The sequence below is a fragment of the Planococcus salinus genome (genome assembly GCF_003719725.1).
Classification (GTDB): domain Bacteria; phylum Bacillota; class Bacilli; order Bacillales_A; family Planococcaceae; genus Planococcus; species Planococcus salinus.
On record NZ_RIAX01000015.1, the window covers coordinates 40,623 to 54,347 of the forward strand.

Below are 13,725 nucleotides of genomic sequence, written 5' to 3' on the forward strand. Positions count from 1 at the left end.
CCTATCTGTATTAAATTTGCCAACAGGGTTGTTTTACGACTGAACTAATACTATAATGTCCTTATGATAAAAACAGCTGTTTTTTCACAGTGTACACACCATAGGAGGAATCGTCAATGAAAAATGAAATTTCCATCGGATTATTAGGATTCGGAACAGTCGGAAGCGGTGTTGCCACGATTTTGCAGCAGCATCAAAAAGATCTGCGCCATAAGTTGGGCGTAGAAGTTTCCATTAAAAAAGTTCTGATCAAGAACAAAAACAAAGACCGGCTTGCATCGTTGGAGCCAGAAGTCTTTACAACGGATATAGAGGAAATATTGAATGATCCCTCACTTGATATCATTGTGGAAGTAATGGGTGGAATGGATGAAGCCAAAGAAGCAATTGAAAAAGCTCTTGCTGCAGGGAAGCAAGTTGTAACAGCCAATAAAGATGTGATGGCGGAACATGGCCATGAATTGCTGAAGTTGGCTGATGAGAAAAAATGCGATCTCTTTTATGAAGCAAGTGTAGCAGGAGGCATTCCGATTATCCGGACGCTGGAAGACGGCTTGGCTTCTGACAGAATTTCCAGTTTAATGGGAATTGTAAATGGTACAACGAATTTCATCTTGACGAAAATGAAGCAGGAAAACATGAGCTATGAAGACGCGTTGGCTGAAGCGACAGCGCTTGGGTATGCAGAAGCGGATCCTTCCTCCGACGTGGACGGTCTTGATGCGGCCCGAAAAATGGTCATTTTATCGTCTCTGGCTTATTCGACAGAAGTTCACTTGGATGATGTATTGATCAGAGGGATGAAAGAAATCCGGGACGGTGATTTGGAACTTGCTCAAGGATTCGGCTATACAATGAAAATGGTTGGATCGTCAACTAAAGATGAAGATGGCATTGAAGTGGCGGTAGAACCGATTTTCCTGCCTGATTCCCATCCGCTTTCCTCGGTTAATAACGAATTCAACGCTGTATACATATATGGAGATGCAGTCGGAGAAACCATGTTATACGGTCCGGGTGCAGGGTCTTTGCCGACGGCTACTTCTGTTGTTTCGGATGTTATTGCGGCCTGCCGCAACATATTGCTTGAAGTGAACGGCAAAAGAGTCCACGCTGCACAGTACGAACGGATGATTAAACCGGAAGACAGCCGTTACTCAAAGTATTTCCATAGACTAAGCGTCAAAGACGAGATAGGCGTGCTGTCAAAACTGACTGCTATTTACAGCGAACACGGTGCAAGCCTCCAATCGGTCAAACAGCATCCGGCAGAAGATGACGGCAATTCCGAATTGGTCTTGCTTACACATAAAATTTCGAGACAGCAACATTTGGATGTTATAAAAGAATTGGAAGGAACGGCAAGCGTCATCAGCCATTACCGCATAGAAGGGGAGGAATCAGCATGAGATGGCCAGGACTGATCGAACAATATAAAGAATGGCTTCCAGTCAATGGAGCCACACCGGCTTTGACTCTTCAGGAAGGCAACACGCCACTGGTGCATTTGGAGAAATTATCGGAAGAATGGGGGATTGACCTTCATGTAAAACTGGAAGGTGCCAATCCTACCGGTTCCTTCAAGGACCGTGGCATGGTGATGGCAGTGGCGAAAGCCAAAGAAGAAGGGAAATCGGTGCTGATTTGCGCATCAACAGGCAATACGTCCGCTTCTGCTGCAGCCTACGGGGCACGGGCAGGAATGCGTACGATTGTCGTAATACCTGAAGGCCGCATCGCTCTTGGGAAATTGGCTCAGGCAAAGATGTATGGAGCTGAAATTCTGGCCATTAAAGGAAATTTCGATGAAGCACTTGAAATGGTGAGGGAAGTCGGCCAGGAGGCGGGCATTGCTCTGGTCAACTCTGTAAACCCTTATCGACTGGAAGGGCAAAAGACGATTGCTTTCGAAATTATCGACCAGCTGGGACAGGTGCCGGATCTGCTTGCATTGCCGGTAGGGAATGCCGGAAATATTTCTGCTTCCTGGAAAGGATTCAGTGAATATGCTGAAAAAACCGGTGCCGCACGCCCTGCACTTTTAGGGGTCCAGGCAGCAGGGGCTGCACCGATCGTCAATAACCAGGTAGTGGAAAATCCGGAGACCGTAGCAACTGCCATCCGGATCGGCAACCCGGCGAGCTGGAACCTGGCGTTAAATGCGCTCGATGAATCCAATGGCACCATTTTGGCTGCAAGCGACGAAGAGATTCTGGAAGCCTATCAGTTACTGGCATCGACAGAAGGCGTTTTTGCTGAACCAGCGTCATGTGCTTCGATTGCAGGACTAAAAAAACAAGTCGAAAACGGGATGATTAAAAAAGGTTCGACAGTCGTGGCGATATTGACAGGCAACGGCTTAAAAGACCCGGAAACCGCCATTTCGGTGAATGAACACAAAGCGCTTCTTGTCCCGGAAGATATGGAGCGTTTCTGGGAGGAATTGAAGAAAGGTGTGAAAGCATGAGTTGGAGAGACTTTTCGGTAAAAGTACCGGCATCAACTGCAAACCTTGGACCTGGGTTTGATTCGATTGGCATGGCTTTGGATTTGTACCTGACAATCACAGTGTGTCCTTCTCCAACCATGTCCGTGGAATACGTCGATCCGGATTATCGGCAATTGCCCTGCGGAACTGATAATTTAATCATCGCAACTGCCCGGAAAGTGGCTGCCCGCTATCATAAGCAGCTGCCGACGGTCAAACTGAACATAGAAACTGATATTCCATTAGGGCGAGGGCTTGGCAGCAGTGCATCAGCCATCGCCGGAGGCATAGAAATTGCCGATCGCCTTCTTGATCTAAAAATGTCTCAGAAGGAAAAGGTGGAAATCGGCAGTGAAATGGAAGGCCACCCTGATAATATATCCGCTTCTTTTATGGGAGGACTGACGATTTCGTATGATGACGGGACTGTCTTAGAGACAATCCACGTGCCCCATGTTGATATCGGAGTCATCATCCTTGTTCCGCCGGCCGAATTCCTTACGGCGGAATCACGGGAACTGTTGCCGGAAACCTTGAGACATTCGGCAGCGACACGTGGAAGCGCGGCAGGGAATGTCCTGTCAGCGGCTTTGGCCCTGAATGATTGGAAAACAGTGGGCCGGATGATGGAAAGAGACACATTCCATGAGCCATATCGTCAAAGCATGTTCCCCGATTTTGAGGCAATCCGGAGTTTTAACCGGGAAATAGGGGCTTTTGGTTCGGTCATCAGTGGCGCGGGTCCGTCCTTGTTCGTTGCGGTGGAAAAAGGGGAAGAACAAGGAGTAGCCGAAAAGCTGAAAATCCGGTTTCCTCATTATCAGTGCCTGGTCACCAAACCGTCCGAAGCCGGGATCATGTCATATGAAACTGTTCAATAATGTTCATAGGAAAACGGCCAGGAAACTTCCTGGCCGTTTTTTTATGCATTTCATTTCACTTTGTCACTGAGTAAGCGTTTTATAATTTGATTGAGACATATTTTGTTTCAAGGAATGCCTCCAAACCTTCCTGCCCGCCTTCACGACCGATGCCGCTTTCTTTCATGCCGCCAAACGGCGCCTGTGCAGAAGAAGGGGCACCATCGTTCCAGCCCACAATTCCATACTCCAGGTTTTCGGACAGATAAGTGCCGCGTGACATGCTTTCTGTAAAGAAATATGCAGCAAGGCCGAATCTCGTGTCGTTTGCCAGCTTCACAGCCTCTTCGTCAGTTTCGAAAGACATGATCGGTGCTACAGGACCAAAAGTCTCTTCGTGCATCACCAGCATATCAGAGCTTGCATTCACGAGTACCGTCGGGTTATAGAAGTAGGAGTTGTTTTCTGTTCTGCCGTCTCCGCCCACTAACACCTTTGCTCCTTTTTCCACTGCATCTTTGACGTGGCGATCAGATTTTTCATAGCCGTCTTTATCAATCAGTGGACCGATCTGAACACCTTCATCCAAACCATTGCCGACTTTCAATTTGGAAGCGGCTTCCTGCAGTCTTTGGGAAAATTCTTCTACGATGCTTTGCTGTACATAAATCCTGTTCCCACAGACACATGTTTGGCCGGCATTGCGGAATTTGGAAGCCATAGCTCCTTCGACAGCCAAATCCAGGTCCGCATCATCCAAAACGATGATTGGAGCATGCCCTCCCAATTCGAGTGACAGGTTCTGCATCGTCTCTGCGCTTTGTTTCATCAGTTCTTTTCCGACTTCTGTAGAGCCGGTGAACGTCAATTTTCGCACATCTGGGTGGCTGGTGAAAACCTTTCCTATTTTGGAGGCGCTGCCGGATACGAGATTAATGACGCCTTTCGGAAAACCAGCTTCCACTGCCAATTCATACATGCGAACTGCAGTCAGCGGTGTCAATTTTGCAGGTTTTGCGACAAATGTGCATCCAGCCGCAAGCGCCGGCGCCATTTTGCGCGCCATCATAGCGGCAGGGAAATTCCAAGGTGTAATGGAAGCTACAACTCCCACCGGTTGTTTGTTGACCTGAATCCGCTTGCCGGGTTTGCTTGCCGGAATTGTCCGTCCGTAAACCCGTTTGCCTTCCTCCGCAAACCACGAAATGAAAGAAGCTGAATATTCAACTTCACCAATGGCTTCTGCCAATGGTTTCCCCATTTCCATAGTCAGGATCTTTCCGACATCTTCTTTATTCTCGAGCAATAGGTCATGCCATTTCATCAATAATTCTGCCCGTTCGTAAACGGTCGTTTTCGACCATGAAGGGAAAGCGGCGGCTGCAGCTTCCACTGCTTTTGTCGCTTCTTCTTCTCCGCCATTTGGAACTGTTCCAACCTGTTCCCCGGTTGCTGGATTCATGACCTCGATTACACCATTCCCCGACGTGTTCCACTCTCCATTGATATAATGTCTTCCTTCCATGCTCTAATTTCCTCCCCTTGTGTTTACTGGGCTTTTAGAAACCCGATAACTCTATTGTAGAATATTCGGACAACTAAGTCGAATTTTGAAGAAGTTTTATATGAATTATTCTGCACTTTCTAAGTAGTTATTTTATTCTATATCTTACAAAACCGGATTTGTGCTACTATGGCTAAGTACTTTAGCAATTGAACGCGTTAAAGTGGAAAAAGACGAAGAAAGAGGAGATTTTATGGCGCAAATGCTCGCACTGGCAATTATCGTTTTCATTCTTTTTATCGGCGAAATTGTATCAATCCGCACGAGAGCCTGGATTCCATCCATTTTTATCAGCGGAATCCTTTTTTTACTTGGGTATTGGACTTTCTTTCCCTCAGAGATTGTGGCTATAGCCGGAGTGCCTCCTGTTGTGGCAACTTTACTTATTTATTTATTGATCACGAATATGGGAACGTTGCTGTCGCTGCAGGAATTGAAACAGCAATGGAAAACTGTTTTAATAGCTTTAGCAGGTATTTTGGGAATCGTAGTAATTTTACTGGGAATCGGTACTTTGCTATTTGGGTTTGAAACAGTCATTGTAGCCATTCCACCATTAGTGGGAGGCATTGTCTCCGCTCTTATTATGTCCGAAGGCGCAGAGGCGGCAGGGCTGACTACTTTGTCTGTGTTTGCAATCGTCATTTATGTGGTGCAGGGATTTGCCGGCTACCCTTTGACATCCATCATGCTGAAGAGGGAAGGAAAAGCCCTTTTGCGCAAATACAGGAATAATGAACTGACGGAAAAGACCGTTTTGGAATTGGAGAATTCTGAAGAAAAAGAAGAATTGAAAATGTTCTCTAAGCTTCCCGATTATTACAATACGGAGTTCTTTAAATTTTTCCGGCTGGCATTTGTCGGTTACTTGGCCTACCTGGTCTCAACGTTGGCGGCCCCGGTTGTAGAAATAAGCCCTTTTGTACTGTGTCTGCTGTTCGGAGTCGTCGCACGCAGCATTGGCTTCCTTGAAAGGCATCCATTGAAAAAAGCGAACGGTTTCGGTTTTGCCATCATGGCTTTACTGCTTTACATATTCGACGGCTTGAAAAATGCCACCCCGTCAATGATGCTTGAAATTCTATATCCGTTGTTCGGCTGTATCATTATCGGCTTGGTGGGGATGTATTTGTTCTCTTTCGTTGCGGGGAAAATTCTCAAAGTCAGCAAGGAAATGGCCTTTGCCGTCTCTTTGACTGCTTTGTATGGATTTCCGGCTGATTACATCATTACAGTGGAAGTGATTAATGCATTGACGGATGACCCTAAAGAACGCCAGGTGCTGACCAGCCATATGCTGCCGCCGATGCTGGTGGCAGGATTCGTGACAGTGACCATCGTCTCCGTAATCCTGGCCGGTATTTTTGTGGGCTTCCTTTAATACCAATGAAGCACAAAAAATATGTAAGTTGAAGAAAAGAAAGCGAATTGCTTATGCTGATTCAGGCAAGGCATTTTCTTTCTGTTCATTTTACGTAAATAGCAAAGGGGGATTTTCTGTGATAAACGAAAAAATCAAACAAGCCATTAAAGACAATAGTGATGAAATGATTCAAATCCGCAGAAAGCTGCATAGTGAACCTGAATTGTCCTGGGAAGAACACAACACAACCCAATATGTAGTTGAATACTTGACCAACTTAGGCATCGAATGCCGCAAGACCGATCCCACCGGTGTCATCGGGGAGTTGAAAGGCGGAAAAGCCGGGAAAGCCGGGAAGACGGTAGCGCTGCGGGCAGACATGGATGCATTGTCAGTCGAAGAGTTGAACAATGATTTGGTATATGCCTCAAAAGAGAAGGGCAAAATGCATGCCTGCGGACATGATGCACATACAGCCATGCTGCTGGCGGCTGCGAAGTCTTTGGTCAACATCAAGGATGAACTGCCGGGTACAGTCCGGTTCATCTTCCAACCTGCAGAAGAAGTGGCTACCGGCGCAAAAGCGATGGTTGAACAAGGAGCGGTCGAGGGAGTCGACAATGCGTTCGGCATTCATATTTGGTCCCAGATTCCGACTCACAGTGTGGCGTGCAATGCGGGACCATCTTTTGCCTCAGCTGATATATTCAAGATTCATTTTAAAGGACAGGGTGGCCACGGCGCGATACCACAGGATTGCATCGATGCTTCTGTTATCGCATCTTCCTTCGTGATGAATGTGCAGTCTGTCGTTTCACGCACTGTTGATCCGCAGCACGCAGCAGTGGTGACGGTGGGGAAAATGACAGTGGGGACGCGCTTTAATGTAATTGCAGAGAATGCTGAAATCGAAGGGACAGTCCGTTGCTTTGATCCAGCCACGCGTGACCATATTGAAAAGCAGCTTCAGATTTATGCAGAAAATACAGCGGCTGTTTACGGCGGAACGGCAACAGTTGAGTATATCCGCGGAACTCAGGCAGTGATCAATGAAAAAGAAAGCGCCGAGCTGGTGCAATACGTCGCTGCAGAAGCTTTTGGCAAAGATGTGCTCTACGATGAAAAGCCGACAATGGGCGGAGAAGATTTTTCATTTTATTTGGATGAAGTTCCTGGTTGTTTTGCACTGGTCGGAAGCGGCAATACCGAAAAAGACACGTACTGGGCACATCACCATGGCAAATTCAATGTTGACGAAGAGGCGATGGAGACTGGAGCGGAACTTTATGCACAGTATGCCTGGGCTTATTTAAATCAATAAACCGATAACTGGAAAGGATGACTAGACATGACTAAGGAAAATCCCGTATTCGAAAATTTAATGAAGGACTTTAACAGTGAACTTAGCCATTCCGGTGTAAATGGTGAACGGGTAGCGCAAAGACTTTATGAGCTTTCCGAAATAGGATATACGCAAATCGGCGGTGTGACACGTCCCGGTTTATCAGATGAAGAAAAAAGCGCAAAAAAACTGGTAAAAAACTGGATGGTGGAAGCCGGTTTGAAAGTGTCGGAAGATGGAGCCGGAAATGTGGTCGGCCGTTTGGAAGGACGAGACCATACAGCAAAAGCGATCGCTTCAGGTTCTCATGTCGACAGTGTGCCGAACGGAGGAAACTTTGACGGTCCTTTGGGTGTGTTGTCTGCGTTAGAAGTCGTGGAGGCGTGGAAAGAGACGGGCTATACGCCTGACAAACCGTATGAAGTGGTTATTTTCACCGATGAGGAAGGCTCCAGGTTCAACAGTGGATTGACGGGCAGCCGTGCCATGACTGGCGATATTACCCAACAGGAAATCGATCAGCTGCGCGATTACAACGACGAAACTCTGGAACAGGTCCTGGAGCATTATGGTAGTTCTTTGCAACAGTTTCGAGAAGCTAAACGTGATCTCAGCGAGTTGGAACTTTTCGTAGAAGTACATATCGAACAAGGGAAGAAGCTTGAAGAAACCGGACAGCCGGTTGGAATTGTCAGCGGCATTGCAGGGCCGGCCTGGACAGAACTTGAATTTATAGGGGAAGCGGGGCATGCAGGCAATACACCGATGATCGGCAGGAAAGACCCGTTAGTGGCAGCATCGGAATTCATCGCAAAAATAGCCGAATTCCCCGGACAAGTAAGTGACACAGCGGTGGCTACCGTTGGGAAAGTGGAAGTCTCACCAAATGGCATTAACGTAATACCTGGAAAAGTTACACTGCATGCGGATATCCGTGATATCCAGGAAGACACGCGGAACGAATTGCTGGATCGGATAATAGATGAAGCCAAAACAATTGCAGAGGCAAGGGGGATTCAGTTAAACGTTCAGCAGAACACCAAAATTCTTCCAGTGCCGATTGCACAGGAACTGCAGTCCGAACTGGCAGAGTCTCTTGTCAAATACTCAATCACTCCCACCTATATACCGAGTGGAGCTGGCCATGATGCAATGATTCTTGGACGGCATCTGCCTGTGGCCATGCTGTTTGTAAGAAGCAAAGAAGGAATCAGTCACAATCCAAAAGAATGGTCTTCCTTGAACGATTGTGTTTCTGGAATCCATGTATTAAAAGACTTTATTGAAACCAGAATGAAAAGGTAAATAAAATCCGGCTGTTCAGTTACTGAACAGCCGGATTTTTACATGCCAGAACTTTTTTGAAAAGTTTCGGTCTGAGTAATTGAGCAATCCTGCATAATATATGAAATTAATAAAAAATATTAGAAAAAATTAACTAATTTTCGTTATGATGACTAATTTATTAAATCGAGGGTATATAGGCAGTAGAATCGAAAATTATTACTTTCAAAAATAAAAAAGGAGGATGAAGCATGGTACGGTTACGAAATGAAGACGTATCTGAAAGACAGCATTTCACCGAAAATAAATTACTGGATACCAGCCGGGAATGTTTTGCAGAAGAGCCGGATCGCATCATGGATGCAGGGGACAGGTTTATGAAGTACTTCTTGAGAAATGCTTCTCCTGAAGGAGTGCTTTTTAAAACCATTAAAGAAATTACAAGCGAGATGAATATACCGCACCAAACTTTGTCAAAAGTATTGAAGCGATTGGAAGAAGAAGAAATCATCTACCGTCGAAACGGGATTATCGGATTATGGAGAAAATGAAAAGAGTTTCGCTCTGTTAAGGAGCGGAACTCTTTTTTTGTATCTTGTGATGGATGAGAAAATAAAAAGCTATTATTTTTTATAAGTTTCTATTAAGGTAGAGCCTTTTATTTATCGCTTCCCTTACTATATAAAAAAATAGGTATTTAAAACTAAAAAACGGCTGAAAGCTATAAAAATATCCGTTTATAATGACGATTTACTTATCGGAATTTAAAAAATATTTAATTAATTTCGAAAAAGTGTAGAAGATGTAAAAAATATATGATATAAAGGAACTATAATTATCTGAATTTTTTAAAAACACATAAAAATAAAATAACAGGTATAAGGAGGCATGTCCATTGAAGCAGACTTTCCTTTGTTAGTTCACAACCAAATAATTTTCACCCGCTGTCCTCACATCATCAAAGTTTCGAAACAGTTTATATAGAAAAGGCAATAAGTTTAAATCCGTTTGAGAAAGACCGCGGAGTGCACTAAACCTTGAGAGCAAGGTTGGGAATGAGCGGTTATATTCGTTTTCCTGGGCTTTATACATCAACGAATTTCAGGAAGCGATATTGTTCACAGCGTTAAAATCATCGGGCAATAATAGGGGGGTGAGAATTATGCATGAACTTGTGCCTGTACACGATCATACAAAATGGAAAAAGATAGTAGAGTCCTTTGAAGATGCAGACATTTACTATAACAGGCAGTATTTTTTAAGTGCAGTAAAGCTGGATCCAGGAGAGCCTTTTTTGTTTTATTACCGGGATGACCATGGAGAAGTCGCTTATCCTTTCATCAAACGGAAAATCATGAAAGGATCGATGGACTTTTATGACATCACCACACCATTCGGCTATGGAGGGCCGATTTTAAATATAGTCGATAGCACAAGAAAGCTGGTTCAGCACTTCAGAGAAGAGTTTTCCGAGTTTTGCTCAAGAGAAAATATCATAGCTGAATTCATCCGATTTCATCCTTGGAAGAAAAATGCATTGTTATTTGAAGATCATCTGACTGTCCTGCCCTTATACGATACATTTTCCATTGATCTTAATCAGCTTTCAGCACCTCGGGTTCCATTGGAGGAAGACAACGGCGGTGCTTTACAAACTACAGGGAGTCAGGAACCGACTGTGAAAAAACTGGGAACTGTGCGCCATATGTTTGAGTTTCTGGTGTTATATTATTCGGCTGTTCGTAGAAGAGACGAAGCGGATAGCTATTATTTTTTCACCGATGATTATTTCGAAGCGCTGGTCAGTTCACTGGGCCCAAACCTGCATTTGTTTGGAGCCTATTATGAAAATAAGTTAGTGACAGCTTGTTACGTGTTAACCACAGAAGATACCATTTATCACCATCTGGAAGGAAGTCTTGATGAACCGGGAATCCAGGAAGCCATGAAGGCTCTGCTGCTGAAAATCGCGGAATGGGGAAAGGAAAATTATTATACATCGTTTCTCCTCGGAGGCGATTACAAAGGGGAGTCTGAAACTGCAGACAAGACCAGACAAGAAATAAGCAACCGTGACCCGGAACTTTTTTATGTCGGACATAAAATCCACAACGAAGCAATGTTTAAGGAACTCATCTCTGCAGAAGAAACAGACATTGTTAAACGGTATAGAAATGTTTAGGTAAAACAAGAAAACCTGAACGAACTATTAATCTTAATGCCTGGGGGGTAATACTATGAGATACTGGCAGTATAAAGGGGTAGTGGAAAGAGAGTATAAAAAGTCATTGAAGAAAGTTATGTACGAACTTTGTGTGGAAGAAGGATTGAACGCAGCAGAAGGTGCGAAAAGGCTTGGATTGGCAAAAGAAGTTTTTGTCTATTGGAGAAATCACTATCGGTTTGAAAAAAAACAGATTTTATTTGACGAAACAGTAAAGGATTTAAAGCATCTGCAAAGCAGATATGAGGATGATGTGAAAAACGTGGACTTAAAGAGGCCTCTTTTGCATGAAAAAAAGCAATCGGTGGAAGGGTTGGAAGAATTGGTTGAACGAATGGTGGAGTATTATAAAGTTGTTCATCACAAAAGTGGAGGGCTTTCCACGGAAACAGCAAAACTCCCGCTTTATGAGTTCAGCTATGAAGTAGTGGGAGAATACCGCAATGGAAAATTACTGGAGAAAGTAAAAGAGTTCAACGAAAGTTGAATGTGAAAGTAAAAATAAATAGGATGAGACTTGAAATGCAGCCATTTACAGAAAAGACGATTCAAATCATAAAAGAAATACCTCCGGGGAAAGTGATGAGTTACGGACAAATCGCTGTCCAGGCTGGAAGTCCACGAGGAGCCAGACAGGTGGCCAGAATTCTTCACAGCTTAAGCGAAAAGCATGAGCTTCCCTGGCACCGCGTGGTGAATGCAGAAGGAAAAATTATGCTCAGGGATGAAGAGGCCAGACATGCGCAGACCGTCTTCCTTCAAACTGAAGGGGTGGAGGTTGACCAAAGCGGAAAAGTCGATTTAAAACGATTTAGGCACGATCCAAATTGATCTCTTCCTCCTTGGTTTTTAAATTTCCGCTAAGACAAATTGCATAAGGAAAAGCATTTTTACATAAGTAAAATGTCGAATCGAATTTCTTTCCTGATTTTGAGGAAACTTATACAAATCATATGCAGGGGATGCGGTGTCTCATCGCTATGTCCGAACAGCGGTCACTTAGTCCACTGGCTAAGACACCTTGTAAAAAGGTGTTTTCTTTCTTCTAACATCAGGAAAAATGTTAAACTAAAAGCACTATAAAAAGGGCGGTGGTTGTCATAATGACAGTATCTTTAAATGAGAAATACATTAAGGAGTTTGTGGAAGAAGATGAGCTGACAGCAATGCAGGACTTTATAGAAGTTGCTCACCGCAAAATGCATGAAAAGAAGAGCATGGGAGCTGAATATTTGGGGTGGTTGGATTGGCCATCTTCTATAAAAGAATCGGAGCTGCAAAAAATCGAAAAGTCAGCTGAAGAGATCCGCCAGGAAATGGATGTATTGATAGTCATTGGAATCGGTGGTTCGTATTTAGGGACAAAAGCCGTCAAAAAGCTGTTGCGTCCTTCATTCGGTTTAGACTCAATGCAAATCATTTATGCAGGCCAAAATTTGAGTGGCCGTTATATGGAAGATCTGCTGTCATATATTGAGGGCAAAAATGTGGCAGTCAATGTCATTTCCAAGTCAGGTACAACAACTGAGCCAGCCATCGCTTTTCGGACCATTCGCAAATGGCTTTATGACCAGTATGGGGAAGATGCAGCAAAAAGAATCATTGCAACAACCGATGCCTCCGAAGGAGCTCTAAGAAAATCGGTTGAGACAGAGGGGTTCCAATCTTTTGAAATCCCTCCTGATATCGGAGGCCGATATTCAGTTTTAACGGCAGTAGGCCTTTTTCCGTTGGCGGTAGCAGGAGTAGATATCCGGTCGTTGCTTGACGGCGCCAAACAAGCAGAAAAAGATCTTGCCGAGCCGAATCTGTCTGCAAATCACGCATATTTATATGCTGCATATCGGCAAATATTAAATATGCGTGGATATTCAACAGAAGTGTTAGCCAGTTATGAACCGGCAATGACTGCTTTTCATGAGTGGTGGAAGCAGTTATTTGGAGAAAGTGAAGGAAAGCAGGGGAAAGGGATATTTCCGGCGTCTGTTATATACTCGACTGATCTGCATTCGCTTGGTCAGTATTTGCAAAATGGACGCAGAATTCTATTTGAAACGATGGTAAGTTTTGAGGAAGATCAGCACAGCAGCAAAATCCCTTTTGATGAAGAAAATGTAGATGGCTTGAATTACCTGGCTGATAAAACTTTGCATGAGGTGAATAAGCAGGCGCTTGATGCAGCGGCCCTGGCCCATGTGGAAGGTGGCGTTCCTGTACTTTCGCTGGAAGTTCAACGCCTGGATGATTTTCATACGGGTTATCTGATTTACTTTTTCATGAAAGCCTGCGCCATGAGTGCTTATTTATCAGGCGTAAATCCTTTTGATCAGCCTGGTGTGGAGTTATATAAACAAAACATGTTCGAATTGCTTGGGAAGCCGGGCTATGGAGATAAAAGATGAATAAGGTTAACACCACTGAATGTAGAGTGATTGTGGTGTATGCATTTTCCCGTTACAATACACTGTTTTTGTTGGATAAAGAAAAGACGTTCAATCAGCCGCAGCTGATTGAACGTCTTTTTCTGTTTGTCTTATTAAAAATTACTCTTGTTAAGAAAGTTTCACAGACCAGGGCTCAGTGACACGGAAGCCGACCGC

Annotated in this window: 12 protein-coding genes; 11 read left to right on the forward strand and 1 reads right to left on the reverse strand. The window is 44.3% G+C overall.

Annotated elements, in window-relative coordinates; genetic code table 11:
* Positions 1–116: 116 nt before the first annotated feature.
* The 3 genes from EEX84_RS14870 to thrB are packed head-to-tail and all read left to right on the forward strand — an operon-like array spanning position 117 to position 3,369.
* Positions 117–1,409 (forward strand): homoserine dehydrogenase, encoded by a 1,293-nt coding sequence (locus tag EEX84_RS14870; RefSeq protein WP_123166436.1) that lies wholly within the window; start codon positions 117–119, stop codon positions 1,407–1,409.
* Positions 1,406–2,467 carry a threonine synthase gene (thrC, locus tag EEX84_RS14875; RefSeq protein WP_123166437.1) on the forward strand — a complete coding sequence of 354 codons (1,062 nt, stop codon included), beginning with the start codon at positions 1,406–1,408 and terminating at the stop codon, positions 2,465–2,467. Before EEX84_RS14870 ends, thrC begins: the two co-directional genes overlap by 4 nt.
* A complete protein-coding gene (gene thrB / locus EEX84_RS14880) occupies positions 2,464–3,369 on the forward strand; it encodes a homoserine kinase (protein ID WP_123166438.1) in 906 nt (301 codons plus the stop codon). The genes thrC and thrB overlap by 4 nt, the downstream gene beginning before the upstream one ends.
* 79 nt (positions 3,370–3,448) lie before the next feature.
* Here the strand turns inward: thrB and EEX84_RS14885 are convergent, their stop codons facing one another.
* Complete coding sequence (locus EEX84_RS14885; protein WP_123166439.1) at positions 3,449–4,873, reverse strand: NAD-dependent succinate-semialdehyde dehydrogenase; 1,425 nt, start codon at positions 4,871–4,873, stop codon at positions 3,449–3,451.
* Between the two features lie 232 nt (positions 4,874–5,105).
* Between EEX84_RS14885 and EEX84_RS14890 the strand changes: the two genes are divergently transcribed.
* From EEX84_RS14890 to EEX84_RS14925, 8 genes are all read left to right on the forward strand, one after another.
* Positions 5,106–6,293, forward strand: coding sequence for a hypothetical protein (locus EEX84_RS14890; protein WP_123166440.1), 1,188 nt, complete (start codon positions 5,106–5,108; stop codon positions 6,291–6,293).
* A 166-nt stretch (positions 6,294–6,459) separates the two neighbouring features.
* Positions 6,460–7,596, forward strand: coding sequence for an amidohydrolase (locus tag EEX84_RS14895; protein WP_420812584.1), 1,137 nt, complete (start codon positions 6,460–6,462; stop codon positions 7,594–7,596).
* 27 nt (positions 7,597–7,623) lie between these two features.
* Positions 7,624–8,922, forward strand: coding sequence for a M20 family metallo-hydrolase (locus EEX84_RS14900; RefSeq protein ID WP_123166442.1), 1,299 nt, complete (start codon positions 7,624–7,626; stop codon positions 8,920–8,922).
* Between the two features lie 230 nt (positions 8,923–9,152).
* Positions 9,153–9,452, forward strand: coding sequence for a MarR family transcriptional regulator (locus EEX84_RS14905; protein ID WP_123166443.1), 300 nt, complete (start codon positions 9,153–9,155; stop codon positions 9,450–9,452).
* A gap of 611 nt (positions 9,453–10,063) precedes the next feature.
* A complete protein-coding gene (locus tag EEX84_RS14910) occupies positions 10,064–11,083 on the forward strand; it encodes a GNAT family N-acetyltransferase (protein WP_123166444.1) in 1,020 nt (339 codons plus the stop codon).
* A gap of 55 nt (positions 11,084–11,138) precedes the next feature.
* Positions 11,139–11,612, forward strand: a complete 474-nt coding sequence (locus EEX84_RS14915) for a hypothetical protein (protein ID WP_123166445.1) — start codon at positions 11,139–11,141, stop codon at positions 11,610–11,612.
* A gap of 35 nt (positions 11,613–11,647) precedes the next feature.
* Complete coding sequence (locus tag EEX84_RS14920; protein WP_123166452.1) at positions 11,648–11,956, forward strand: MGMT family protein; 309 nt, start codon at positions 11,648–11,650, stop codon at positions 11,954–11,956.
* Between the two features lie 272 nt (positions 11,957–12,228).
* Positions 12,229–13,527 (forward strand): glucose-6-phosphate isomerase, encoded by a 1,299-nt coding sequence (locus tag EEX84_RS14925; RefSeq protein WP_123166446.1) that lies wholly within the window; start codon positions 12,229–12,231, stop codon positions 13,525–13,527.
* The last annotated feature ends 198 nt before the right edge of the window (positions 13,528–13,725 follow it).

Excerpts from the sequence above, each read along its gene's own strand:
- EEX84_RS14870 (WP_123166436.1), top strand. The coding sequence starts at position 117 with ATGAAAAATGAAATTTCCATCGGATTATTAGGATTCGGAACAGTCGGA.
- thrC (WP_123166437.1), top strand. The coding sequence starts at position 1,406 with ATGAGATGGCCAGGACTGATCGAACAATATAAAGAATGGCTTCCAGTC.
- thrB (WP_123166438.1), top strand. The coding sequence starts at position 2,464 with ATGAGTTGGAGAGACTTTTCGGTAAAAGTACCGGCATCAACTGCAAAC.
- EEX84_RS14885 (WP_123166439.1), bottom strand. The coding sequence starts at position 4,873 with ATGGAAGGAAGACATTATATCAATGGAGAGTGGAACACGTCGGGGAAT.
- EEX84_RS14890 (WP_123166440.1), top strand. The coding sequence starts at position 5,106 with ATGGCGCAAATGCTCGCACTGGCAATTATCGTTTTCATTCTTTTTATC.
- EEX84_RS14895 (WP_420812584.1), top strand. The coding sequence starts at position 6,460 with ATGATTCAAATCCGCAGAAAGCTGCATAGTGAACCTGAATTGTCCTGG.
- EEX84_RS14900 (WP_123166442.1), top strand. The coding sequence starts at position 7,624 with ATGACTAAGGAAAATCCCGTATTCGAAAATTTAATGAAGGACTTTAAC.
- EEX84_RS14905 (WP_123166443.1), top strand. The coding sequence starts at position 9,153 with ATGGTACGGTTACGAAATGAAGACGTATCTGAAAGACAGCATTTCACC.
- EEX84_RS14910 (WP_123166444.1), top strand. The coding sequence starts at position 10,064 with ATGCATGAACTTGTGCCTGTACACGATCATACAAAATGGAAAAAGATA.
- EEX84_RS14915 (WP_123166445.1), top strand. The coding sequence starts at position 11,139 with ATGAGATACTGGCAGTATAAAGGGGTAGTGGAAAGAGAGTATAAAAAG.
- EEX84_RS14920 (WP_123166452.1), top strand. The coding sequence starts at position 11,648 with ATGCAGCCATTTACAGAAAAGACGATTCAAATCATAAAAGAAATACCT.
- EEX84_RS14925 (WP_123166446.1), top strand. The coding sequence starts at position 12,229 with ATGACAGTATCTTTAAATGAGAAATACATTAAGGAGTTTGTGGAAGAA.